General features: G+C 49.2%; 24 protein-coding genes and 2 pseudogenes. 17 read left to right on the top strand and 9 right to left on the bottom strand.

The features are described from left to right. Positions 1 to 22 precede the first annotated feature (22 nt). The 9 genes and pseudogenes from iolG (at position 23) to ACW5MY_RS18835 (ending at position 8,644) form a co-directional block, all read left to right on the top strand. Entirely contained in the window at positions 23 to 1,057 is a 1,035-nt protein-coding gene (gene iolG / locus ACW5MY_RS18875) for a bifunctional inositol 2-dehydrogenase/D-chiro-inositol 1-dehydrogenase (RefSeq protein WP_013354156.1), read from the top strand. A gap of 19 nt (positions 1,058 to 1,076) precedes the next feature. Further along, a pseudogene (locus ACW5MY_RS18870) lies at positions 1,077 to 1,947 on the top strand (sugar phosphate isomerase/epimerase family protein). An 86-nt stretch (positions 1,948 to 2,033) separates the two neighbouring features. Next, positions 2,034 to 2,876 carry a 2-keto-myo-inositol isomerase gene (gene iolI, locus ACW5MY_RS18865; protein ID WP_013354154.1) on the top strand — a complete coding sequence of 281 codons (843 nt, stop codon included), beginning with the start codon at positions 2,034 to 2,036 and terminating at the stop codon, positions 2,874 to 2,876. 2 nt (positions 2,877 to 2,878) lie between these two features. After that, positions 2,879 to 3,751, top strand: a complete 873-nt coding sequence (gene fba / locus ACW5MY_RS18860) for a class II fructose-1,6-bisphosphate aldolase (protein WP_013354153.1) — start codon at positions 2,879 to 2,881, stop codon at positions 3,749 to 3,751. A 107-nt stretch (positions 3,752 to 3,858) separates the two neighbouring features. Then, positions 3,859 to 4,548: a two-component system response regulator YxdJ gene (gene yxdJ / locus ACW5MY_RS18855; protein ID WP_013354152.1), complete on the top strand. Its 690-nt coding sequence runs from the start codon at positions 3,859 to 3,861 to the stop codon at positions 4,546 to 4,548. Next, positions 4,545 to 5,522 carry a two-component system sensor histidine kinase YxdK gene (yxdK, locus tag ACW5MY_RS18850; RefSeq protein ID WP_013354151.1) on the top strand — a complete coding sequence of 326 codons (978 nt, stop codon included), beginning with the start codon at positions 4,545 to 4,547 and terminating at the stop codon, positions 5,520 to 5,522. Before yxdJ ends, yxdK begins: the two co-directional genes overlap by 4 nt. Positions 5,523 to 5,666: 144 nt before the next feature. Next, positions 5,667 to 6,440: an ABC transporter ATP-binding protein YxdL gene (gene yxdL, locus ACW5MY_RS18845; RefSeq protein ID WP_013354150.1), complete on the top strand. Its 774-nt coding sequence runs from the start codon at positions 5,667 to 5,669 to the stop codon at positions 6,438 to 6,440. Then, positions 6,415 to 8,283, top strand: coding sequence for an ABC transporter permease YxdM (gene yxdM / locus ACW5MY_RS18840; protein WP_013354149.1), 1,869 nt, complete (start codon positions 6,415 to 6,417; stop codon positions 8,281 to 8,283). The genes yxdL and yxdM overlap by 26 nt, the downstream gene beginning before the upstream one ends. A gap of 13 nt (positions 8,284 to 8,296) precedes the next feature. After that, positions 8,297 to 8,644, top strand: a complete 348-nt coding sequence (locus ACW5MY_RS18835; RefSeq protein WP_013354148.1) for a YxeA family protein — start codon at positions 8,297 to 8,299, stop codon at positions 8,642 to 8,644. 40 nt (positions 8,645 to 8,684) lie between these two features. Here the strand turns inward: ACW5MY_RS18835 and ACW5MY_RS18830 are convergent, their stop codons facing one another. Continuing rightward, complete coding sequence (locus tag ACW5MY_RS18830; RefSeq protein WP_013354147.1) at positions 8,685 to 9,647, bottom strand: iron-hydroxamate ABC transporter substrate-binding protein; 963 nt, start codon at positions 9,645 to 9,647, stop codon at positions 8,685 to 8,687. Between the two features lie 126 nt (positions 9,648 to 9,773). Between ACW5MY_RS18830 and ACW5MY_RS18825 the strand changes: the two genes are divergently transcribed. Beyond that, positions 9,774 to 10,166, top strand: coding sequence for a hypothetical protein (locus ACW5MY_RS18825; RefSeq protein ID WP_013354146.1), 393 nt, complete (start codon positions 9,774 to 9,776; stop codon positions 10,164 to 10,166). Between the two features lie 51 nt (positions 10,167 to 10,217). Here the strand turns inward: ACW5MY_RS18825 and ACW5MY_RS18820 are convergent. Continuing rightward, positions 10,218 to 10,578 (bottom strand): annotated as a pseudogene (locus tag ACW5MY_RS18820) (hypothetical protein). A gap of 161 nt (positions 10,579 to 10,739) precedes the next feature. Further along, complete coding sequence (locus ACW5MY_RS18815; RefSeq protein WP_013354144.1) at positions 10,740 to 11,120, bottom strand: hypothetical protein; 381 nt, start codon at positions 11,118 to 11,120, stop codon at positions 10,740 to 10,742. Between the two features lie 110 nt (positions 11,121 to 11,230). Between ACW5MY_RS18815 and ACW5MY_RS18810 the strand changes: the two genes are divergently transcribed. From ACW5MY_RS18810 to ACW5MY_RS18780, 7 genes are all read left to right on the top strand, one after another. Continuing rightward, positions 11,231 to 11,650 (top strand): lipocalin family protein, encoded by a 420-nt coding sequence (locus ACW5MY_RS18810; protein WP_013354143.1) that lies wholly within the window; start codon positions 11,231 to 11,233, stop codon positions 11,648 to 11,650. Continuing rightward, the gene (locus ACW5MY_RS18805) at positions 11,640 to 12,161 is read left to right on the top strand and encodes a hypothetical protein (RefSeq protein WP_013354142.1); all 522 of its coding nucleotides are present in this window, start codon (positions 11,640 to 11,642) and stop codon (positions 12,159 to 12,161) included. Before ACW5MY_RS18810 ends, ACW5MY_RS18805 begins: the two co-directional genes overlap by 11 nt. A 69-nt stretch (positions 12,162 to 12,230) precedes the next feature. Then, positions 12,231 to 13,043, top strand: a complete 813-nt coding sequence (yidA, locus tag ACW5MY_RS18800; RefSeq protein WP_013354141.1) for a sugar-phosphatase — start codon at positions 12,231 to 12,233, stop codon at positions 13,041 to 13,043. A gap of 70 nt (positions 13,044 to 13,113) precedes the next feature. Next, positions 13,114 to 14,055, top strand: a complete 942-nt coding sequence (locus ACW5MY_RS18795; RefSeq protein WP_013354140.1) for a sugar-binding transcriptional regulator — start codon at positions 13,114 to 13,116, stop codon at positions 14,053 to 14,055. 90 nt (positions 14,056 to 14,145) lie between these two features. Next, positions 14,146 to 14,814, top strand: a complete 669-nt coding sequence (gene deoC / locus ACW5MY_RS18790) for a deoxyribose-phosphate aldolase (RefSeq protein WP_004393277.1) — start codon at positions 14,146 to 14,148, stop codon at positions 14,812 to 14,814. 91 nt (positions 14,815 to 14,905) lie between these two features. Then, a complete protein-coding gene (locus ACW5MY_RS18785; protein WP_013354139.1) occupies positions 14,906 to 16,087 on the top strand; it encodes a NupC/NupG family nucleoside CNT transporter in 1,182 nt (393 codons plus the stop codon). 27 nt (positions 16,088 to 16,114) lie between these two features. After that, complete coding sequence (locus ACW5MY_RS18780; protein WP_462061644.1) at positions 16,115 to 17,416, top strand: pyrimidine-nucleoside phosphorylase; 1,302 nt, start codon at positions 16,115 to 16,117, stop codon at positions 17,414 to 17,416. 38 nt (positions 17,417 to 17,454) lie between these two features. On the opposite strand, the gene ACW5MY_RS18775 is transcribed toward ACW5MY_RS18780, so the two are convergent. The 6 genes from ACW5MY_RS18775 to hutP all read right to left on the bottom strand — a co-directional run bounded on the left by ACW5MY_RS18775 (position 17,455) and on the right by hutP (position 24,889). Then, on the bottom strand, positions 17,455 to 18,873 hold the full coding sequence (locus ACW5MY_RS18775; protein WP_013354137.1) for an amino acid permease: 1,419 nt from the start codon (positions 18,871 to 18,873) through the stop codon (positions 17,455 to 17,457). A 47-nt stretch (positions 18,874 to 18,920) separates the two neighbouring features. Next, a complete protein-coding gene (gene hutG / locus ACW5MY_RS18770) occupies positions 18,921 to 19,871 on the bottom strand; it encodes a formimidoylglutamase (protein WP_289394034.1) in 951 nt (316 codons plus the stop codon). Continuing rightward, positions 19,864 to 21,129 (bottom strand): imidazolonepropionase, encoded by a 1,266-nt coding sequence (gene hutI / locus ACW5MY_RS18765; protein WP_462061643.1) that lies wholly within the window; start codon positions 21,127 to 21,129, stop codon positions 19,864 to 19,866. The genes hutG and hutI overlap by 8 nt, the downstream gene beginning before the upstream one ends. Position 21,130: 1 nt before the next feature. Continuing rightward, positions 21,131 to 22,795, bottom strand: coding sequence for a urocanate hydratase (hutU, locus tag ACW5MY_RS18760; protein ID WP_013354134.1), 1,665 nt, complete (start codon positions 22,793 to 22,795; stop codon positions 21,131 to 21,133). After that, positions 22,792 to 24,330: a histidine ammonia-lyase gene (hutH, locus tag ACW5MY_RS18755; protein WP_014472383.1), complete on the bottom strand. Its 1,539-nt coding sequence runs from the start codon at positions 24,328 to 24,330 to the stop codon at positions 22,792 to 22,794. The genes hutU and hutH overlap by 4 nt, the downstream gene beginning before the upstream one ends. A 112-nt stretch (positions 24,331 to 24,442) precedes the next feature. Then, entirely contained in the window at positions 24,443 to 24,889 is a 447-nt protein-coding gene (gene hutP, locus ACW5MY_RS18750) for a hut operon transcriptional regulator HutP (RefSeq protein ID WP_013354132.1), read from the bottom strand. Positions 24,890 to 25,069 lie beyond the last annotated feature (180 nt).

Raw genomic sequence — 25,069 nt, 5'->3', positions numbered from 1 at the left:
TTATCAGAAGGAGTGGCGATCAATGAATTTACGTATAGGGGTTATCGGAACCGGTGCTATCGGAAAAGAGCACATCAACCGCATCACAAATAAGCTGTCCGGCGCGGAAATTACCGCTGTAACGGATGTGAATCAGGAGGCTGCACAGCAGACCGTTCAGGATTTCAATTTGAACGCCTCCGTTTATCCTGATGACGACAGCCTCCTCGCTGCTGAAAATGTGGACGCCGTCTTAGTGACAAGCTGGGGCCCGGCTCACGAGTCCAGCGTTTTGAAAGCGATTCAGCGCGGCAAATACGTTTTTTGTGAAAAGCCGCTCGCGACAACGGCAGAAGGCTGTATGCGCATCGTCGAAGAAGAAATGAAGACGGGACGCCGATTGGTGCAGGTAGGCTTCATGCGCAGATATGACAGCGGTTATGTTCAGCTGAAAGAAGCGATCGACAACCGTGTGGTCGGAGAGCCGCTGATGATTCACTGTGCGCACCGCAATCCGACGGTCGCGCCGAATTATTCAACAGACATGGCCGTTGTCGATACGCTCGTTCATGAAATCGATGTCCTTCACTGGCTCGTCAATGACGACTATGAATCCGTACAGGTCATCTATCCGAAGAAATCAAAAAATGCGCTGCCGCATCTGAAAGATCCGCAGATGGTCATTATTGAAACAAAAGGCGGTATCGTCATCAATGCCGAAATCTATGTGAACTGTAAATACGGCTACGATATTCAATGTGAAATCGTCGGAGAAGACGGCATCATCAAGCTTCCGGAACCATCCAGCATCAGCTTGAGAAAAGAAGGGACATTCAGCACCGATATTCTGATGGATTGGCAGCGCCGATTTGTGGCTGCGTATGATGTGGAAATTCAAGACTTCATTGATTCGATCCGGAAAAAAGGCGAAGTCAGCGGTCCGACGGCATGGGACGGTTACATCGCCGCCGTGACGACTGACGCGTGCGTAAAAGCTCAGGAATCCGGCCGGAAAGAGCCTGTGGCGCTCCAAGAGAAACCGGCATTCTATCAATCATTTACGACTGTGAATAAATAATAGATTGGGAGTGAAAGAAATGAAACTGGCCTTGGATCCATCCATGTACCGTGATGATTTAACGTTAGAAGAAATGGTCTATAAACCGGCGGAGCTCGGTTATGAATATATCGAACTGTCACCGCGTGAGGATTTTTGTCCTTTCTATAAATATCCGAAAGTCGATTCAGCAAAGATCAAACAATTGAAGCGCCTTTTAAAGGATACAGGCGTGAAGCTGTCCTCTCTCCTTCCGCTTTACCACTGGGCAGGCCCTGATGAAGACCGCCGCCAGGCAGCCGTGCGCAACTGGAAACGGGCGATCAAAATTGCGGTTGAACTTGAAGTGGATTTGATGAACAGCGAATTCAGCGGTTCAAAATATGATCCGTTAACTAGTGAAGAAAAATTTATCAAATCCATGGATGAGCTGCTGCCCGTCTTTGAAAAAGAAGGCGTCAAACTCAATCTGCAGGCCCACCCGTATGATTTTATCGAGACGCACAAAGGTGCGATGGATATGATCCGCGCGCTTGACAAGGATTGGAATCAATCTTGTCTACTCGACTGCGCATACATTCTTCTACGATGACGGCAAAGGCGATATTGCGACCATGTTTGACGAAGCCGGCGACCGCCTCACACATGTTTTATTTGCAGATACCTATAATCATAAGGCGGCGCATGGCCTGCGCTACATCGTCAATCCGCCTGACGCGAAAGTAACGGTTCACCAGCATTTGGACATCGGTCAAGGCGAGGTGGATTTTGATACGATTTTCAAAAAGATGAGGGAGATGAAGTTCGACGGAATTGCGACGAATGCCGTTTTTGCTTGGGTCGGAGAAAGAGCGGATGAATCAAGCCGGTTCATGCTTAAGAAATTAAAAGAAGAATTAGGTATGGCGTAAGCTGAGTATGGAGTTCGGCGGGACGGGGCCAAAAAGCCCTTCAGCCGGACTCCCTTCATATCTAAAACGCGATGGGAGAGGCTGACATGAAACTTTGCTTTAATGAAGCGACAACGTTGGAGAATTCAAACCTGAAACAGGATTTAGAGCTGTGCGAAAAGCACGGCTATGATTATATTGAAATCCGCACAATGGATAAGCTGCCGGAATACTTAAAAGACCATTCACTGGCCGATCTGGCGGAATATTTTCAAACCCATCACATTAAGCCGCTTGCACTGAACGCATTGGTTTTCTTCAACAATCGTGATGAAAAGGGCTATCGGGAGATCATTTCAGAATTCAAAAGCATGATGGAAACCTGCAAAACACTTGGCGTGGAATATGTGGTGGCCGTACCGCTTGTGACAGAGCGGAAAATATTAAAAGAAGAGATCAAAAAGAGCAGCATCAAGGTGCTGACTGAGCTTTCTGATATCGCGGAGCCGTACGGCGTAAATATCGCCCTTGAATTTGTCGGCCACCCGCAATGCACGGTCAATACATTTGAACAGGCATATGACATCGTGGAGGCTGTCGGCCGGGATAATGTCGGGCTTGTGTTTGACAGCTTTCATTTCCACGCGATGGGCTCCAATATTGAGAGCCTGAAGCAGGCGGACGGAAAGAAAATTTTCATCTATCATATTGACGATACAGAAGATTTCCCGATCGGTTTTTTAACGGATGAAGACCGCGTCTGGCCGGGGCAGGGGGCAATTGACTTAGACGCCCATCTGTCAGCACTAAGAGAAATCGGATTCAATGATGTTGTCTCCGTAGAGCTGTTCAGACCTGAATATTATAAGCTGACCGCGGAGGAAACGATCAAAACGGCAAAAGAAACAACGGAAGCCGTCGTATCAAAATACTTCATGAAGGAGGCGTGAACATGGCTTTTGTCACCATGAAACATCTTCTTGCGGAAGCGAAACGGGAGCATTATGCAGTCGGCCAGTTTAATATAAACGGCCTGCAATGGACAAAAGCGATTCTGCAAGCGGCGCAAAAGGAGCAATCCCCGGTCATCGCCGCGGCATCTGATCGGCTGGTCGATTATTTAGGCGGCTTTAAAACGATTGCCGCCATGGTCAGCGCGTTAATGGAGGAAATGGCGATTACCGTTCCCGTCGTGCTTCATCTTGATCACGGAAGCAGTGCGGAACGCTGCAGACAGGCGATTGACGCCGGGTTCAGCTCAGTGATGATTGACGGCTCCCATGCGCCGATTGACGAGAATATCGCAATGACAAAAGAAGTCACCGATTATGCCGCAAAGCACGGCGTGTCAGTAGAAGCCGAAGTCGGCACGGTCGGCGGCATGGAAGACGGGCTGGTCGGCGGAGTCCGCTATGCTGATATCACGGAATGTGAGCGGATCGTCAAAGCAGCCAATATCGACGCGCTGGCCGCCGCCCTCGGCTCCGTACACGGCAAATATCAGGGTGAACCGAAACTCGGATTTAAGGAAATGGAGGAAATCTCCCGCATGACCGACATTCCTCTCGTTCTTCACGGAGCATCCGGAATTCCGCAGGATCAGATCCAAAAAGCCATCACGCTCGGCCACGCGAAGATCAATATCAATACGGAATGTATGGTAGCCTGGACAGACGAAACACGCCGCATGTTTCAGGAACAAAGCGATCTGTACGAACCGCGCAGCTATATGACCCCCGGCATCGAAGCCGTGGAAGAGACAGTGCGAAGCAAAATGAGAGAGTTCGGATCAGCCGGTAAAGCTGTAAAACAGCAGGTCGGCTGATGAGACCGGAAACCGCCGGAATGGCGGTTTTTTTGTGCGGTGTTGCGTCCGTACGCCTGAAACGATTATGATGATGGCAGCAGTGTAAGAAACGGGAGTGGTTCAGATTGAATAAAATCATGATTGTGGAAGACAGTGAAGACATTCGCGGACTATTGCGGAATTATCTTGAAAAATACGGATATCAAACCGTGGCGGCCGCGGATTTTACGGCTGTTCTTGATGTTTTTTTACAGGAAAAGCCTGATGTGGTGCTGCTTGATATCAATCTGCCGTCCTATGACGGCTATTATTGGTGCCGCCAGATCCGTCAGCACTCCACAAGCCCGATCATTTTTATTTCAGCCAGAAGCGGAGAAATGGATCAGGTGATGGCGATTGAAAACGGCGGAGATGATTATATCGAAAAACCGTTTTCCTATGATATTGTGCTGGCGAAAATCAAAAGCCAGATCCGCAGGGCGTACGGGGAGTACGCCGCAAAGCAGGGGGAGAAAGTGCTTGAATATGCCGGTGTGCAGCTCTTTGTGGAACGGTTTGAACTGCGCTTTCAGGATGAAAAAAGCGAGCTTTCTAAAAAAGAAAGCAAGCTCTTGGAAGTGCTGCTGGAGCGGGGAGAAAAGGTGACGGGAAGAGACCGGCTCATGGAAAAAACATGGGACACCGATATTTTCGTCGATGATAATACACTTAACGTGTATATCACGCGGCTCAGAAAAAAACTGCGGGAGCTGAATGCGCCTGTATCAATTGAATCGGTGCGGGGCGAAGGCTACCAGCTGAGGGCGCTGTCATGAAGCTGTTTCTCCGGTCTCATGCAGTGCTGATTCTGCTTTTTCTCCTTCAAGGGCTGTTTGTCTTCTTTTATTACTGGTTTGCGGGTCTTCATTCTTTCTCTCACCTGTTTTACATATTGGGCGTGCAGCTTCTTATTTTGGCGGGCTATCTTGCCTATCGCTGGTACAAAGACAGCGGTGTTTATCTTTGGCTCAGCTCGGGACAGGAAGGGACGGACATCCCGCATCTCGGTTCTTCAGAGTTTTGTTCAGAGCTGTATGAAAAGCAGATGGAGCTGATACGGCTGCAGCACCAGAAGCTCCATGAGACCGAAGCCAAGCTCGACGCGCGGGTGACGTATATGAATCAATGGGTGCACCAAGTAAAGACGCCGCTGTCGGTCATTAATTTAATCATTCAGGAAGAGGATGAACCCGTTTTTGAACAAATTAAAAAAGAAGTCCGGCAGATTGAATACGGGCTGGAGACGCTTTTATATTCATCAAGGCTTGATCTGTTTGAACGGGATTTTAAAATCGAAGCGGTTTCGTTATCCGAGCTTCTCCAATCAGTCATTCAAAGCTATAAACGATTTTTTATTCAATACCGCGTCTATCCGAAAATGAATATTCGCGATGATCATCAGATTTATACCGATGCAAAATGGCTCAAATTCGCGATCGGCCAAGTTGTCACAAATGCGGTTAAGTATTCGGCGGGCAAGAGTGACAGACTTGAGCTGAATGTCTTCCGCGATGAAGACAGGACGGTGCTTGAAGTCAAAGATTACGGTGTCGGCATTCCTTCACAGGACATCAAGCGGGTGTTTGATCCGTATTACACCGGCGAAAACGGGCGGCGTTTCCAAGAATCTACGGGAATCGGCCTCCATCTCGTCAAAGAAATTACGGGCAAGCTCAATCATACGGTGGACATCAGTTCGTCCCCGGGTGAAGGGACATCGGTTCGATTTTCATTTCTTACAAAAATGTAAGGCTGCGTTAAGAAAACAACATAGCTCATTCTGTTTCCCCTTGATAACATGGATTTACGTCAAGGGGATTTTTTGTGTTGAACGCCCCGACATTACATGAAAGCAGCTGAGATCAAGAAGAATAAAACCATAAGGAGGATTCTCATGGCGAATATGCTTGAAGTCAAACATATAAATAAAACCTATAAAGGACAAGTGTCCTATCAAGCCTTAAAACAAATTTCATTTTCAATAGAAGAAGGCGAATTCACGGCGGTGATGGGGCCGTCCGGCTCCGGCAAAACAACGCTTTTGAATATCATTTCAACAATCGACCGTCCGGATTCAGGCGATATCCTGATTCACGGAGAAAACCCGCATCGGCTGAAGCGGACAAAGCTCGCTCATTTCCGCCGCAAGCAGCTCGGATTTGTGTTTCAGGATTTCAACCTTCTGGACACACTGACAATCGGTGAAAATATCATGCTGCCGTTAACGCTTGAAAAAGAACCGCCGTCTGTAATGGAAGAAAAACTGCACGCCATCGCGGAAAAGCTCGGAATCGAAAACCTCCTCAGCAAACGGACGTTTGAAGTATCCGGAGGCCAGCGCCAGCGGGCCGCCATCGCAAGAGCGGTCATTCATAAGCCGTCACTCATTCTGGCTGATGAACCGACGGGAAACCTTGATTCCAAAGCGTCAAAAGACGTCATGGAAACGATGCAGAGCCTGAATCAGGATGATCATGTCACGGCTTTGATGGTGACCCACGACCCTGTTGCGGCAAGCTACTGCCGCCGCGTCATTTTTATAAAAGACGGCGAACTGTTTAATGAGATTTACCGCGGGGAAAACCGCCAAGTATTTTATGAACAAATTCTTGATGTGCTGTCTATGCTGGGGGGAAACGCAAATGACCTTTCTTCAGTTCGCTTATAACAACGTCACGAGAAACAAAAGGGCCTATCTTGCATTCTTTTTAAGCAGCGCCTTTTCCGTTTTGATTTTCTTTACCTTTGCGATGTTCCTGTTTCATCCGGCTTTAAAGGAAGGCTACTTGAATAACATTGCCAGAAAAGGCTTAACCGCCGCGGAATGGATGATCTTTGTTTTTTCTTTCTTATTTGTTCTGTATTCGGTTAATGCATTTTTGAAATCGAGAAATAAAGAATTCGGCATCCTGCTTATGCAGGGCATTACGCCGGGGCAGCTGAGAAAGCTCATTACTGCGGAAAATATGATCATCGGCGTCATGTCGATTGCGGCCGGCATTATCGGCGGCGTCATTTTTTCGAAAACGTTCTTTACGGTCGGCGCTTATATTTTAGAAATGGACGCGCTGCCCCTGTACATGCCTTGGAAAGCGCTCGGCATTACGGCCGGAGGATTTCTGCTTTTATTTTTCCTTTTATCGCAGTTCACGATCCTTTTTGTCAGATCAAATACGGTTATCAAATTAATAAAGGGCACTGATAAGGTCAAGCCGGAACCGAAGCCATCCGTGCTTCTGTCCTTATTCGGCATCGCCTGCCTGTGCGGCGGGTACGGCATGGTTCTTAAAGGAAATGTCCACGGTACAGAACCATTCATCATTTTACTGCTTACCGTTATCGGCACGTATTTCTTTTTCAGCCAAAGCAGCATCTGGATTCTGCGCGCGCTGAAGAAGTGGAAAGCCTTTTATCTGCGCGGGAAAAATGTCATTTGGGTTTCTGATCTGGTCTATCGTTTAAAAGACAACGCCCGCCTGTTCTTTATTGTCAGCATTATTTCCGCGGTTGCGTTTACGGCGACGGGCGTGCTCGCGATGTACAAAGCGACCGTCGGGGCGGAAGAGTCAGCCTATGAGATGGAGTATATTTCTTATAGCGACAACCCAAAAGAACAGACTCATTTGAAAGATATTGAGCATGAACTGAAATCACACGGCTTTGCGTATAAGAAAGATAAAATAGATGTTTCCTATATTCGCTATCAGGAAGGAGATACTGTTCCGCCTGTATACATGATCAGTAAATCGGACGTGTCAAAATACTTCCATGTCAAGCTGAACGGGCTGAAAAATGATGAGGCTGTCTATTTCCCGGGCACGTATGACCGCAATCTCAAAAACGTAGCCCCGGATCAGCTGAAGCTGCTGAACCAAAAAGGCGAGCCGTCTGACCAAAAACTGTCGGTAAAAGAAGTCAAAAAACCGCTGATTTCATTGAATGCCATCATCGCTGTGAACGATCAAACCTTTGATCAGTTCAAATCACTCGGTGATAAAGCGTCATTATACGGCTACAGCTATGATCATTGGAAAGACAGTCTTGAGTTCAGCCAATCCTTGAAAAATGAAATTTACGGCAACTATATCGACGTGCATTCTGATTTTGCGTCAAAAGCCGGAACCTACTATGATACGGTGCAGCTGCCGAGTCTGAGTTTATTCATCGGCCTGTTTATCGCGATCGTCTTCTTCGTCGCAGCAGCAAGCTTCTTATATTTCAGGCTGTTCACCGATTTGGATGAGGACCGGGAGCGCTACCGTTCACTGGCCAAAATCGGTCTGAGTGAGCGTGAAATGTCACAAAGCGTGACGATACAACTGGCGATTCTCTTCTTCTTTCCATTTGTCATTGCCGTCATGCATACGCTGTTTGCCTTGAGAACAATGGCTGTGGAAGGGTATTCCGATATAGCGGGACCGCTCAGTCTTACCATCGGAGGATTTTTCATTTTTCAGCTTCTGTTCTTCCTCGCGGTGCGGTCGAGCTATTTGAAAAAAATGAACAAGTAAGGGGAGTGCAAAGATGAAGAAAGCATTGGCAATCCTGGCCGTCGTGGCGGCCGCTGCCGTTATATACGGGCTTCTCTTTTTTCATAACGATGTTACAGACAGATTTAATCCGCTTATTCACCAGCAAGATGTCTATGTACAGATTGACCGAGATGGTAAACATCTTAGCCCGGGCGGTACTGAGTATACATTAGACGGATATAATGCGTCCGGAAAAAAAGAGGAAGTGACCTTTTTCGCCGGTAAAGAACTTCGGAAGAACGCGTATTTGAAGGTGAAGGCGAAAGGAAAGTATGTCGAGACCTGGGAAGAAGTCAGGTTTGAAGATATGCCGGACTCCGTACAGTCAAAATTAAAATGAATCATACAAAACGGCACAGTGTTATAACTGTGCCGTTTTCTTATTTTTTATTTTCTTCAGCCCGTTTGATCAGCATGTCGGTGATGATATCCATCTGTTTGCTGACGGCAATCGGGTCATACGGATAGAAGGTGTGATAGTCGTTGATAAAGACACGATTGTTCTTCACGGCGTCGAGATTTTTCCAAACGGATGACTCTTTAAGACGCTCAAACGTTTTGCTTTCTCCGTTCGGATTGTAATCGGTAATGAACATATAATCAGCCGCATATTGAGGGATGACCTCTTGAGAAATCTGTTTCATGGCACCCGATTTGATGATGTCTTTTTCAATTTTAGCCGGCGCTTTTAATCCGAGCGCGTTATAAACGGCCTGGCCGCCGCGGCCGGAATTGTCATTGAAAATCCAGATCTCGCCTTTGTCCGTCGTTTCATAAAGGCCGACTGTCGTATCTTTGCCGATCACATCTTTGAGCCGCTTTCGATCGGCTTCAGCTTTTTTGTTGAAGTCTGCCATAAAGCTTTTGGCTTTATCCTTCGCTCCGGTAATGTCACCGAATAGGCTGACCGTATCTTTCGTATTTTTTGCGGTGTTAAAAGGAATGACAATCGTTGGCGCGATTTTCGATAGTTTCTCGTATTGGTCATCCTTCATCAGTACGATTAAATCTGGCTTCAGCTGCATCACTTTCTCCACATTGACGGGATTGCCGACGTCCGTGATGTGTTTCAGCTGTGTTTTGATAAACGGATTTTTGAAAGCCCATGAGCCCGCCCCGACGACATTTGCGTCAACGGACAGCAGCTCACCCGCATAAAAGTCAGTGACGATCCGCTTCGGGTGTGCGGGTATATCAATATTTCCTTTTGCCGATTGATATGTACGCATGTCTGTCTTCTCTTTACCTGATGCTGATCCGCTGTTTTCCTTCGCGCCGCTGCAGGCGCTTAAGGCAAAAACGAGCAGAAGTGCCAGGCCGATCAGCCATGATTGTTTCTTCATCATGATCCCCCTCATTAAATGATAATGATTATCATTATTAATATAGCAGGAAGACCTCATTCCGTCTATGTTTTTTATAGAAAACCTTCCTTGATTATCCATGTTATAGTAGTAAAGGAGGGATGAATGTTGATTACGAAAAGAGGGAACTGGTGGGAAGTGCTGCACAGCTGGTGGCTGCTGCTGACTCTCGTACCATTTGCGCTCACCGCTTTCTTGGCCTTTTTCTATATCGGCTACCGGGCCAAGAACAAAAAATGGCTGAAATACGGTCTTATCTATTTTATTATTTTAGCAATTGCTTTTGTGCTGCCGAGCACACCCGGCGTGTATATCGTGCTGCCTTTATGGGTCATCTCCATCATCCACGGTCTGAAGGTGCGGGCGGCTTATTTGATACAGCTTGATGTGTTTAAACAAAATGTCGAAGCAAGAGCGTATGAAGCGGTAAGACATGAGGCGGAAGCAAAATTCGGCAGAAAGCCCGCTCATCGCATTGATCTGACAAAACAACGATAAAAACAAATGACAAAGCCGATATCCTTGCGCTTTGTCATTTGCATGATCGGGCTACTGCTGGTATGAATGCTGTTGGAACGGTGTGTGATGCTGGGTTTGCGGGAATGAAGAAACATTCGTGTTTGGTCGGTGAAGGCATGTGTCCGCTTACGTCCTGCTGCAGCTGATTGCACACATTCACGATCTGCTGACATTTTTGAATGGCCATTTCATGCCCCTGAAGCGCTTGCTGAATGGTATGAACGGCATGCTGCTCATGGTTAAGCATCTGCTGAAGCATTTGAATATTTTGCTGTTCCTGCTGAAGCATTTGCTTGTACTGCTGGCTGCTTTGCTGTGTCTGCTGAATCAGCTGCTGTGCTGTCTGGCGGCATTGCTGGAGCTGATTTCCGCTGTATTGGTTTTGGTACATCATGAAAACCTCCTGGAATGATTGATTTTACATATTTATCATGTGAAAGAATGTGGGAGGCATTCATGCAAGCAGGGGATTCAAATATTTACCTGTTATGTACAGAGCGGAATACAAGGCTCGGGAATGGCCTGTCGAGCTTTGTATTCCGGCCCTTTTTCTCAGAAGCCGCCTTCTGTAGCGTGAAAAGGGATATTGAGTCTGTTTTCAACCGCGCGCAGGCGCTGATTCAAGCGGTTTAAGCGGCGGGAATGGATCTCAATTGCCTGGCTCAGCCGTCTGACCTGCTCGCTCATCCGTGTGATTTCCCGGTTTTGGCGCTGGTCTTCATTTGAGAGACGGGTGAGCTCTCTCGTTTGCTCAGCGTTTTGTCTTTCAAGCTGGGCGACTCTCCGTTCTAAAGCCGTCGGCTGCCGGTCTTCAGGCTGGTAGGGCGCATAATAAGCTTCCTGCTGATACGGCTCATACTCAACACGGTTCACTTCGAATTCCTGCTGCTGAGGGAAATAGGCAGGAGGGGTATAGTACTGATATGGGTTCATTCATCATTCTCCTTATCTAGTGAAGTCTTTATACACTATGTAGTCAATTGCACAGTGCCACGGCACCCGCCTAACTTACAGGCGTAAAAAAGCTTCGAAGGAAGGTGATCATGTTGCGGAATATACGGATTTTTATCATGCCGATTCTTGTTTTCGGATGCGTCATGATGACGGGCTGCCAGCTAAAGAAAGCAGACGATACCCCTTTTTATTACGGGACATGGGATGCAGGGCTTGAGCCGGGACCGATGGACGGGGTCAGATCTGAAACCGTCACGTTTACGAAAGACAGAGTCCTGACAAAGCAGGTCATCAAAGGCCGCGGCGAGGTTGACATGCCCTCAGATGCTTACAAGGTGATATCACAAAACACGGACGGAACGATCGAAATTGAATACCTCGGACATCCGCATCCCGTCAAAAGCACGTTGAAAAGAGGAAAAAATAATACGCTCATTTGGAAGATATACGGAGGAACAAAAACAATGACAAGAATAAAAACCGGCGGGGAGGATGCACATGCGAAATAAGGCTGCCGACAGACTCGTTTTGACGGGTGTCATCGTACATATCATTCAATGGTTTTCAGTGTTATGGTTATTCTTTATGCTTTTAGACCAGTTTGGGCATTTTACTATTTATAATCCCAATGTCGTAAACGGCAGCATGCAGTCATTTTCATTCTTTGATATGATGCGCGCTCTTCTGTTTTCCGGCACGCTGCGGAATACGCTGCTGCTGTTTTTATTCGCGGCACTGCTCATTTACTTATGGGTGAACGCTCTGTTTATCCTGTTAGAAATCGTTTCATATATCATGATCAGACGGAACAGCCGTTCATTGTGGGCATACTTTCCCGCAGCGATGGGAATAAAGCTTGCCCTTCTGGACATAGCGGCTGTCCCTTTCTTTGCGGCGGGGCTGATTCTCTTAAAGCAGAAAACAGAGAACGGCGAACAAGCCGACAAGAGGAAAAGACGGCCGCGTATCCGGAAACAAGCCCGGTATATGAAGAGAAGGCGGAGAAATCCGTCCGTTTGATTTTTCATTGAAAAGAAAAAACGATATGATGAAAGTATAAGAAGAAAAGGATCACAAAGGAGATGCAGGATGTACAAGTTAATCGCAATAGATATGGACGGAACACTATTAAACGATCATCATGAAGTAACGGCTGAAGTCCGCGGGGCGCTTGATGCCGCCAAAGCGGAAGGGGTCAATATCGTCCTGTGCACGGGACGGCCGATCGGCGGCGTGCGGCGGTATTTGGAAGAGCTGAATTTACAGGAAGAAGGCGACTTTGTGATTGCTTATAACGGCGCCCTCGTCCAAAATACGTATACAAACGGTGTCGTGGCCGAGCAGTCATTAGGCTTTGAAGATTTAGAGGCGCTTCACGAGCTGAGCTTACAGCTGGATACCCCGATGCATTACTTTGACACAGCCAATCTGTACACGCCGAACCGGGATATCAGTGAATACACGGTATACGAATCATACATTACAAAAGTGCCGCTTCATTTCCGCACGATCGATGAGGTGCCGAAGGATATTCTCATTCCGAAAATCATGTTCATCGACGATCCGGACAAGCTGGAGAAAACGATCGCTTCCATTCCGGAATCATTCAAGGAAAAATACACAATGGTCAAAAGCGCGCCGTTCTTCCATGAGATTCTTCACCCTGAAGTGAGTAAAGGAAACGCGGTCAAGCTGCTGGCTGAAAAACTTGGCATTGAACAAAAAGATGTCATGGCAATCGGCGATAACGGCAACGACATGTCCATGATTCAGTGGGCCGGCTGCGGTGTGGCAATGGCCAATGCCATCCCGGAAGTAAGGGACATTGCAAATTTTGAAACAAAATCAAACAACGAACACGGCGTAGCGCATGCGATTCAGGAGCTTGTGCTGAAAAAATAGGCACCCCATCAGAGGGTGCTTTTTTACCGTGTGTTTTGGTGATATGATAAGCGGAGAGGGGAGGCGCGATATGGATCGTGAAAAACAGCAGCTCAGCATAGAAGCGGCAAAATTATATTATCAATCAGATTACAGCCAGCAGCAGATCGCCGAGCGGCTTAATCTGTCACGCCCCACCGTTTCAAGGCTGCTTCAGTACGCAAAGGAAAAAGGATATGTCCAAATTCGCGTCATGGATCCGTTTGAGGATTTGGATGAACTCGGCGCGAAGCTGGAAGAAAAATACGGGCTGCTTGAGGCGCACGTCGTCTTTTCTCCAAGTGACGATTACCCGGCCATTACACATTACTTAAGCCGCTATGGCGCAGACTATATGCATAAAACCGTAAAGGACGGCGATATACTCGGCGTAAGCTGGGGGACGACGATGTACCAGATCGCAAGCCGTATGGAACCGAAGCAGGTAAAGAGCGTTGAAGTCGTGCAGCTGAAAGGCGGCATCAGCCATTCCAACGTCAATACGTATTCGTCTGAGACAATTCAGCTGTTCGCCGAAGCATTTCAGACCATGCCGAGGTATTTGCCGCTGCCTGTTATATTTGACAGCGCCGATGTGAAACAGATGGTCGAGCGGGACAGACATATTAAGCGGATCATTGAAATGGGCAGACAAGCCAATATCGCCCTGTTTACGGTGGGAACCGTCCGGGATGAGGCGCTGCTTTTCAGACTCGGCTATTTCCGGGAAGAAGAAAAACAATTGCTGAAAGCGCGCGGAGTCGGCGATATTTGTTCGCGCTTTTTTGACGCGGAAGGCAGGATTTGCAGCAGCAGCATTAACGGCCGGACCATCGGAGTGGAGCTCAGCGACTTGAAAATGAAAGAGCGTTCCATTTTGGTGGCGGGCGGTAGCAGAAAATGCAAGGCCATTCACGGTGCCCTGACAGGTAAATACGCAAACGTGTTGATTACCGATCAGCATACGGCCAAGAAACTCGTTCAAGAATTGTGACAATTAATGAACATAATTTCAATTACCAATTTACATATGTTCAAAATTCGGTTATTCTAAACGTATCCTAGGAAAAAGGAAGTGCATACAATGTCAATTGCAAGTCAAATAGACCATACTGCTTTGAAACCGCATACACAAAAAGCGGATATATTACAACTGATAAAAGAAGCAAAAGAATATAAATTCGCTTCCGTTTGTGTGAACCCGACTTGGGTCAAACTCGCAGCGGAGGAGCTGAAGGGTACGGGAGTTGACGTTTGCACCGTTATCGGGTTTCCTCTCGGCGCAACGACTTCGGAAACAAAAGCATTTGAAACGAAGGATGCCATCTCAAAAGGAGCCACTGAGGTTGACATGGTCATCAATATCGGCGCATTAAAAGACGGCGATGATGAAGCGGTTGAGGCTGATATCCGCGCGGTGGTTGAAGCAGCCGATAAAAAAGCGCTCGTCAAAGTGATCATTGAAACATGTCTTTTGACAGATGAAGAAAAAGAGCGCGCATGCCGCTTAGCGGTATCCGCGGGCGCAGACTTCGTCAAAACGTCTACCGGTTTCTCTACAGGCGGGGCAACGGCTGAAGATATCGCTCTTATGAGAAAAACAGTCGGACCGGACATCGGGGTCAAAGCATCAGGCGGCATCAGAACAAAAGCTGATGTTGACAGCATGATTGCTGCGGGCGCAAGCCGGATCGGCGCAAGCGCCGGCGTCTCTATCGTGAGCGGCGGAGACAGCGGCAGCAGCGACTATTAAGCAGCAGTGCGGAAGCCGAAAGCTTCCGCAATCCTCTTTCTTTGTTGATGCATAAAAAATTGTAAGCGAATACAAAAAAAGGAGAACACATATGAAGTATTTCATCGGAATTATCGGAATCATTGTGTTTTTAGGTCTTGCCTGGCTCGCCAGCAACGGCAAAAAAAGAATCAGAATCCGGCCGATCGCCGTCATGCTCGTTTTGCAGCTGATTCTCGGTTACATTCTCCTCAATACCGGGATCGGGAATTTTCTTGTCGGCGGATTTGCCAAAGGATTTAACTACTTGCTGGAATATGCATCAGAAGGGATTAACTTTGTATTCGGCGGACTTGTGAATGCGAAACAGACGACATTCTTCATGAGCGTGCTCCTGCCGATCGTCTTTATATCCGCTTTAATCGGAATATTGCAGCATTGGAAGGTTCTCCCTTTCATCACGAAGTATATCGGTCTTGCATTAAGCAAGGTGAACGGAATGGGGAAAATCGAATCTTACAACGCTGTCGCATCCGCGATTTTGGGTCAGTCGGAAGTTTTTATCAGCTTGAAAAAACAGCTCGGCTATCTTACTGAACAGCGCTTATACACGCTTTGCGCATCCGCAATGTCGACGGTCTCAATGTCAATCGTCGGTTCTTACATGATGATGCTGAAGCCTGAATACGTCGTGACGGCGCTTGTGCTGAACTTATTCGGCGGATTTATCATTGCTTCTATCATCAACCCGTACACCGTCAGCAAAGATGAGGATTTGATCGTTGTTCCTGAAGAAGAAAAACAATCCTTTTTCGAAGTGCTCGGTGAGTATATAATGGATGGATTCAGAGTCGCCGTTGTCGTAGCGGCGATGCTGATCGGATTTGTCGCACTCATTGCCCTGGTCAATGGCGTTTTTAACGCGGTCTTCGGCATTACATTCCAGGCGCTGCTCGGCTATGTATTTGCGCCATTCGCGTTTTTAACCGGTATTCCGTGGAATGAAGCGGTGAGTGCCGGAAGCATTATGGCGACGAAAATGGTATCGAATGAATTTGTGGCGATGCAGACGCTCTCATCCGGCGATTTCCATTTCAGTGCGCATACTCAGGCAGTGGTATCTGTATTCCTTGTCTCATTTGCGAATTTCTCTTCTATCGGAATCATTACGGGTGCGGTGAAAGGGCTGCATGAAAAACAAGGAAACGTCGTCGCGCGGTTCGGGCTGAAGCTGCTGTACGGGGCAACGCTCGTCAGCTTCCTGACAGCGGCGATCGTGGGATTGATTCACTGAACATAATTGAAGGACAGGTGATATATCATGAGAATGGTAGATCTTATTGTAAAAAAACAAAACGGTAAAGAACTGACAACAGAAGAAATTCAATTTTTTGTAAAGGGATATACGGACGGAAGCATTCCTGATTATCAGGCAAGCGCGCTGGCTATGGCGATTTACTTTCAGGATATGACGGATCAGGAGCGCGCCGATCTGACAATGGCGATGGTGAATTCAGGGGAAACGATTGATCTCTCCGCCATCGAGGGCATTAAGGTCGACAAACACTCTACGGGCGGAGTCGGCGACACAACAACTCTCGTACTCGCACCGCTTGTCGCGGCGCTCGGCGTTCCCGTCGCTAAAATGTCCGGCCGCGGCCTTGGCCATACGGGAGGAACCATTGATAAACTGGAAGCGATCGAAGGCTTTCACGTGGAATTGTCAAAAGATGAATTCATCAAGCTAGTGAACCGTGACAAGGTAGCCGTCATCGGACAAAGCGGCAACTTGACGCCCGCCGATAAAAAGCTGTATGCCCTTCGTGATGTAACGGGTACGGTAAACTCCATCCCGCTGATCGCAAGCTCAATTATGAGTAAAAAAATCGCTGCCGGAGCAGATGCCATCGTGCTTGACGTCAAAACGGGAGCCGGCGCGTTTATGAAGACGGATGAAGACGCCGTGAACCTCGCCAAAGCAATGGTCCTTATCGGAAACAACGTCGGCCGCCAAACGATGGCTGTTATTTCTGACATGTCGCAGCCGCTCGGTTTTGCGATCGGAAACGCCTTGGAAGTTCAAGAAGCCATTGATACGTTAAGAGGGGAAGGCCCTGAAGACTTAAACGAACTCGTCCTCACGCTCGGCAGTCAAATGGTCGTTCTGGCGAAAAAAGCCGAGACATTGGAAGAAGCGAGAACGAAGCTGCAGGAAGTCATGAAAAACGGCAAAGCGCTTGAAAAGTTCAAAGAGTTCCTGAGCAATCAGGGAGGGGACGCTTCCGTCGTTGACGATCCGTCCAAACTTCCGCAGGCGGCGTACAAAATTGACGTCCCGGCAAAAGAAGCGGGTGTCGTTTCAGAAATCGTCGCTGACGAAATCGGCGTCGCAGCGATGCTGTTAGGCGCGGGACGTGCGACAAAAGAGGACGAAATCGACCTTGCCGTCGGTATCATGCTCCGCAAAAAAGTCGGTGACAAAGTCGAAAAAGGAGAGCCGCTCGTCACCCTTTACGCCAACCGCGAAAACGTTGACGACGTGACCTCCAAAGTCTATGACAACATCCGCATCTCAGAAAAAGCGGAAGCGCCGAAGCTGATTCATACGCTGATTACGGAATAAGAAAAGAAAGGCACATACCTCATCAGTATGTGCCTTTTTTATGGCATGGTTTTATCCAAATGAATGTCACGGACGGGCTGTTTCGGCTGTTTTCTTCTCAAAAAACGAATGAGGTAGCACAAGATCATACATGGAACTCCGCAGAAGAGGGCGATTCTTTGATTGGGATCAAATGCAAGGCCTACGCATGAAGCGAAACACAAGATCATGGCAGCGATCGGAACGAGAGGGTATAACGGCGTGCGGAAGGTCAGATCCGTGAGACGGCCGCCGTTTTTTACATAATGTTTTCGAAATAACAGCTGAGACAGGGCGATGCTCATCCACACCACGACGCCTGCAAATCCGGCTATTGCCACAAGCACCACGTAGACCGTTCCCGGGGCGGCGATGCTTGAGATCAAGGATATGCAGGAAACGGCCATGCTGGCGAGCAAGGCGTTCAGCGGAATGCCTTTAGGCGTGACTTTTTTGAACCGGGCGCTGATCATGTTTTCATTAGCAAGTGACCACAGCATCCGGGTGGAAGCGTACAGTCCAGAATTGGCGACAGAAAGCAAAGCCGTTAAAATCACGAAGTTCATGATATCCGCGGCGTAAGGGATTCCGATCTGAGAAAAGACCGCGACAAACGGGCTTTCAATCACACCTGCTTCCTTCCATGAGATCAGTCCGGACAGCACAAAAATGGCGCCGATAAAAAAGATGACCGTTCTCCAGGCGACATTTCGGATCGAACGCGGAATATCTTTTTCCGGATTGGCGGTTTCACCCGCGGTAATGCCGATCAGCTCCGTCCCTGAAAAGGCGAAGCTTACGGAAATCATTGCGATGAAAACCGCAAGAAAGCCATTCGGAAACAGTCCGCCGTGTGAGGTGAAATTTGACAGCATCGGAGCTTCCGCCGAACCGTGCAACGAAATCAGGCCGAACATCGCGGCGCCGCCTAAGATGATAAATAAAAGGATGGTAACGATTTTGACGCTGGAAAACCAAAACTCCGTTTCTGCAAACAGTTTAACGGAGAATGCATTGGCGGCAAAAAGAAGGGCCGCGAAAATCGCGCTCCACATCCAGACGCTGCTGTGGGGAAACCAGCGCTGCATAAGAATACCCGAAGCTGTAAATTCTGAGCCTACCGTCACCACCCAATTCACCCAATACATGATACCGACCATAAAGCCCGTAGACGGCCCGATAAACGTTGTCGCATACGTTTGAAAAGAACCGGTCACAGGCATGGCTACTGACAATTCTCCGAGACACTGCATGACAAGATACATCATCAAGCCGCCGATTAAGTAGGCGGCGATCGTCCCGCCCGGCCCGGCCTGGCTTAACGTATACCCTGTGCTCAAAAAAAGCCCCGTGCCGATGACGCCCCCTAATGAAATCATAAATAAGTGCCTGCTTTTCATCGTGCGCTTCAATTGACTGCCGCCTTTATCAACATCCATTGTGATCTCCCCCTTTTTTCGTGGCATGAGAATACGCCGGTAGCCTGTTAACGTGACTGTTTAAATCCCTTTAATGCATGTAAGATCACGTGTGCGGCTGCCCGGCTTGTCATATCGCGAAAATCAAGTGTCGGATCAACCTCAACGATCTCAATACCGGAGATGTCAGCCTCCTGCGCTAAAAATCTGACCGCCTGAAGCAGTTCCTCGGTATACAGGCCTCCGGGGCCGATCGCAGGACAGCCTGGCGCATGGGCTTGATCCAGCACATCCATATCAACCGAAATGAAAATGGAATCCGCTCTTTTTTGAACGGCCGGCAAGGCGTCTTGTATCGTTCGGAGAAGCCCTTTCTCCCGGATCATTTCCATTGTATGCACTTCTGCCTGCCGATCTTTTACATATTCTTCATATGCCAAGCTGTTGCTGAACTCTCTGATTCCAAGCTGAATCAGGTTTTGGCCGCTTATGATGTTATCATCTAACAGCCGGCGGAATGGGGTGCCGTTTGTCGGCCCTCCGTCTTCTGTGTTGCGGACGTCGTGGTGGGCGTCGAATTGAAAGACGGCCGCTGTTCCTTTCGTTTCCGCAATGGCTTTGATGGTGGAATAACTGATGGAGTTGTCGCCCCCGAGAATGACGGGCACCCAGTCAGGCTGGTCCGCCAGAATGCCATGAATGGTCTGAAAAATGTGCTCATGAGATTTGACGATATCGGTGACATGAATCTGAATATCGCCGGCATCGTATAAATGGTCAATGACATGCTCCCGCAGCTCCGCGGAATAAGCGGAAATGCCGCCGAGCGCCTTGCGGATCGCACCGGGAGCAAAGCAGGCGCCGGAATGGCTGATTGACGACTTAGAAAGCGGAGCTCCGATCAAAGCCGGCCCTTTGAGCGGCTGGCCCGCCCACGCTTCCGTCACATCGCCGATCCTTGTCACATGCCGGTCGTTGAAGAGCGAGCCGGCTTTTTGCAAAAACGGATACTTATCCAAGAGCGGCTCCCTCCCTTGAAATGACCGTCTTTCCGTTCTTGATGACACGGTGCACATGATTGACGCCGTAATGATACGGAATATACATATAGTTCGGCGCTTCCCAAATGACAATGTCAGCCAGCCGGCCGGCTTTAATTTGTCCGGCCTCTTCGCCTTTCCCGATCGCATAAGCGGCGTTAACGGTGACGGCGTGCCAGATTTCTTCTGCGGTCATTTTTAAATGAAGTGCGGCAATCGACATGATGAGCTGGAGGTTTTCCGTCGGTGAGCTGCCCGGATTGAAGTCAGTCGCCAAACTGACCCGCACGCCCGCATCAATCATCTCACGGGCTCTGGCATAGGTGTGTTTGCCAAGATAGAAAGTTGTGCCCGGCAGCAGGACGGCGATCGTCCCGGACTCTGCAAGCTTGCGGATGCCTTCGTCAGATGCCCCCACCAGATGATCGGCTGAAACTGCGTCCAGCTCTGCCGCCAATTCCGCGCCGCCGAGCGGGTCAATCTCATCAGCATGGATTTTCAGGCCGAAGCCCGCTTCAGCCGCTTTTTGCAGGTAGTCCCGCGACTGGCTGACGGTAAAGACGCCTGTTTCCGTGAAAATATCGGCAAATTGCGCGAGGCCTTTTTCTTTTATTTCAGGTAAAAGCTGCAGCATACGATCCAGGAATTCGTCAGGGCTGTTCCGGTACTCAGGCGGAATGGCATGTGCTCCCATAAAGGTCGTGACAAGGTCGACCGGCTGGCGCTCACCCAGTTTTTTCGCCGCGGTCAGCTGTTTCAGTTCAGTGTCTTTGTCGAGTCCGTATCCGCTTTTTACTTCCGCCGTCGTGATGCCGTATGACAGCATGCGTCCGAGGTGAAAAAGCCCTTTTTCAATCAGTTCTTCTTCGGAAGCGGCTTTCGTATCTGTGACCGTTGACAAAATGCCGCCGCCTTGCGCCAAAATATCCAAATAGGATATACCCTGAATTTTTAAATTCAATTCCTTTTCGCGGGAGCCGCCGAATACAAGATGGGTATGGGGATCGACGAGGCCGGGGGTGACGAGCCTTCCCCCACAGTCGATCATGTCTCTTGCCTCGTATCCTTCCTCCGCTCCTTTATGTCCGGCAAAAACAATGTGCCCGTCGTGAATGCCGATAACGGCATCTTCCATGACTTGAAGATCCTGCATGCTTCCGCCTGCGCGGGGGCCGCCGGATTCCATCGTTAACAGCTGGCCGATGTTGGTGAGAATCGTATCAATCTGTTTCGGCATGTTACCGCTCCTTTTTCATCGGTATCATAATGTCTTGTTCCTCGGCGACTTGAGCCGCTTTTTCATATCCCGCGTCCGCATGGCGGATAATACCCATTCCCGGATCGCTTGTCAGAACCCGGGCAAGCCGTTCTTCCGCAAGCCGGGTGCCGTCAGCGACCGCAACCATTCCCGCGTGAAGGGAATACCCCATGCCGACGCCCCCGCCGTGGTGGAAAGAAACCCAGCTTGCGCCTGAGGCCGTGTTGACAAGCGCGTTCAGCACCGCCCAATCGCCGACTGCGTCACTTCCGTCTTTCATCGCTTCTGTTTCACGGTTCGGGGAGGCGACTGATCCGCAGTCCAAATGGTCTCTTCCGATGACGATCGGGGCTTTCAGCTCGCCGTTTCTGACCAATTCATTGATGGCGAGGCCCATCTTTTCCCGTTCGCCATAGCCAAGCCAGCAAATGCGGGACGGCAGGCCTTGGAATGTGACTTTTTTCTGCGCCATGTCAATCCAGCGGTGCAGAGCTTTATTTTCGGGAAACAGCTCTTTTAATAAAGCGTCCGTGCGGTAAATATCTTCTGGGTCCCCAGACAGCGCGGCCCAGCGGAACGGCCCTTTTCCTTCACAAAATAAAGGCCGGATGTAGGCGGGGACGAATCCCGGAAAATCAAAAGCATCGGCGAGGCCTTCATCTTTGGCAGCCTGGCGGATATTGTTGCCGTAATCAAAGACGATGGCCCCTTTTTTCTTGAAAGCAAGCATGGCTTCCACATGCTTTTTCATACTCTGTTTAGAGAGTCTCACGTATAATTCGGGCTGCTCCCGGCGCAGACGGTCGGCCTCTTCAAGTGAGTATCCGGCCGGAATATAGCCGATCAGCGGGTCATGGGCGGAAGTCTGATCGGTCACGATGTCAATATGGACTCCGCGGCTCAGAAGCTCATGATGCACCTCTGCCGCATTGCCGAGAAGGCCGATGGACAAAGGCTTTCCGGCTTGTTTGGCTGACTCGGCCCAGCGCAGCGCTTCGTCAATGGACGCCGTTTTCCGGTCGCAATAGTTTGTTTCAATCCGCTTATCGATCCGTTTTTCATCCGCTTCAACGGCGATGACGACGCCATCATTCATCGTGACGGACAGCGGCTGTGCGCCGCCCATTCCGCCAAGTCCGGCTGTCAGCGTAACGGTTCCTTTCAGACTGCCGCCGAAATGCTGTCTCGCAAGTTCTGCAAAGGTTTCATAAGTGCCCTGCAAAATACCTTGGGAGCCGATATAAATCCAGCTGCCGGCCGTCATTTGCCCGTACATCATCAGCCCTTTTTTCTCAAGGTCATGGAAATGCTCCCAATCCGCCCATTTCGGCACGAGAACCGAATTGGCCAAAAGGACGCGGGGCGCGCGGCTGTGCGTGCGGAACAGTCCGACCGGTTTCCCGGATTGAATCAGCAGTGTTTCATCATCTTTTAACGTTTTGAGGGAGCGCTCAATCGCGTGAAAAGCATCCCAGTTTCGCGCGGCCTTGCCTATGCCGCCGTATACGATCAGATCCTCCGGCTTTTCGGCAACCTCCGGGTCAAGGTTGTTTCGGAGCATGCGGAGCACAGCTTCCTGTTCCCATCCTAAGCATTCAAGTTCGGTGCCGCGGCTGGCGCGGATTGATTTCTTTACTTCAGTCATCTTGTAAGTCCCCCTTCATTGGTCATCAGTTTTTGGTGATGCTCATTCGACAGAAAAGACTCTTTCTTCAGCCAGTCACTCAGATGCTCGATATCATAAGAAAACACGCGGTCTTCTTGTATGGACGGAACGATGTTTCTCATTTCGAGATAGAGCTGCTTTGTGTACGAAGCGCAATGTTCTGCGCCACGGTATTCCACGGCTTGCAGCGCGCAAATGGCTTCAACGGCAAGCACCCGTCTCGTATTCGCGATGATCTGGTAGGCGTGCCTTGAGGCGATGGTCCCCATGCTGACGTGATCCTCCTGGTTTGCCGACGAAGGGATCGAATCGACACTGGCGGGATGGGCCAGGGTTTTATTTTCCGACACGAGGGAGGCCGCCGCATATTGCATGATCATCGCTCCGGACTGTAAGCCGGGCTGAGGGCTCAGAAAGGGCGGCAGGTCATTCAGCTGCGGGTTCACAAGCCGTTCGATACGCCGTTCAGAAATATTCGCAAGCTCGGCAGCCGCCACTTTGAGAAAATCCATGGCAAAGGCGATCGGCTGTCCGTGAAAGTTTCCGCCAGAGATGATTTTGGCGCCGTCCTCGAAAATGAGCGGGTTATCCGTCGCGGCATTCATCTCGATTTCTAATTTTTCTTTTACATACGCTAATGTCTGCCACGATGCGCCATGGACTTGAGGAATACAGCGGATCGAATAGGCGTCCTGGACACGCAGCTCTCCTTGGACAGTCGTCAGTTTGCTGTCAGACAGGTAATAGCGGATTCGTTCTGCAACATCCATTTGCTCCTGATAGCCGCGGGCGGCATGAATATCTTCGTCAAACGCATCCATGATGCCTTGAAGCCCTTCGATCGTTAAGCTCGCAATCCGTTCTGACTGATAGGCCAGCTTTTCCGCCTCGAGGTAAGCGATCAGCCCCATCGCGGTCATGGCCTGTGTTCCGTTGATCAGCGCGAGGCCTTCCTTAGAGGTCAGGACGACCGGCTGAAGATTTGCCTTTTCTAAAGCGTGCGCCGTCGGCATCTGGTCCCCTTCGTAAAAGACTTCGCCTTGACCGATGAGCGCCAGCGCGAGATGAGAAAGCGGCGCCAAATCTCCGCTTGCCCCCAGTGACCCTTGCTGCGGGATGACCGGATGAATGCGATGATTGAGATACGCGAGCAGCTGATCAATCAGCTCAGTCCGCACGCCGGAAAAGCCTTTCAGCAAGGCATTGGCGCGCAAAAGCAGCATGGCCCGTGATACAGATTCGGGAAACGGATCACCGACGCCGCACGCGTGGGAAAGAATCAGATTCAGCTGCAGATCAGCGGCGTCTTCCTTTTGAATCAGCACGTCGCTGAACTTGCCGAACCCCGTCGTGATCCCGTAAATGGTCTTTTCTTCTTGAACAATCCGTTCAACCGCAGCCCTGCTTTTTTTCACCCTTTCCATGCTTTCAGCAGATGCTTGAGCCTCTTCAAAATCAAATAAAACACGCTGGGCATCTGCGGTTGTCAGTGAGGAACCGTCTAACGTTACCATCATTTCAACCCCTTTTTCTTTACTTTGATAAAGCGCCCATACAAAAAGGAGCTATGCCATGAAAATGATTTTTCACGCATAGCCCCCTATCGTCTAAAATCTATGGGCTGATTCATATGTGATTAATTCCTACTCCGAATGTTTCGTGCTCAAGCCCCTTAATCGGAGCTCCGATCGTGCCGTAAAGTGAAACGGCGATCCAATCGCCTTCCGCCTCGCTTTCATAAGGGTTTCCCCGCAAAACGGCAAATTTAAGGCCGACGGTACGAAGCAGCGAGCCAAGCAGCATTTCGCCCCGCGTCACTCCATGCAAAGCTTCCATTGTGGCATGATAAAGCGCGTGTGATTCACGATAACCCTCTGATTGAATGACACCGCTCTTTTTGGAAGCGGTTTCAATTGCGGCTACCACTTTATGCGCATCCATCGAACCGACCCTGCCGAGACAGACTTTCCAGCCATCCCGTTCCAGCCGGCTGATCTGCTGGCTCTCTTCAGACTCATGAAGCAGAAGAAGGACGGACAATCGCCCGATGCGGCGGTCTTTGTGTAAGGTCATATATGCTTCACTCAATTCTTAAATATTCTGATAACTAGTAACTGTTTTTTATATTAAGTGTTTGCGAATCAGAAGTCAAAACTTTTTTTCCATTCTTTTGCAAATCAGATTATTATCGCAGTAAAGCGGTACATCACGAAGCCGGCGCTGTTGATCACATATTCCCGCCATCCCCATCAT

Source organism: Bacillus sp. Bwzl_19 (genome assembly GCF_054900515.1).
This window is presented reverse-complemented; position numbering and strand designations above follow the sequence as displayed.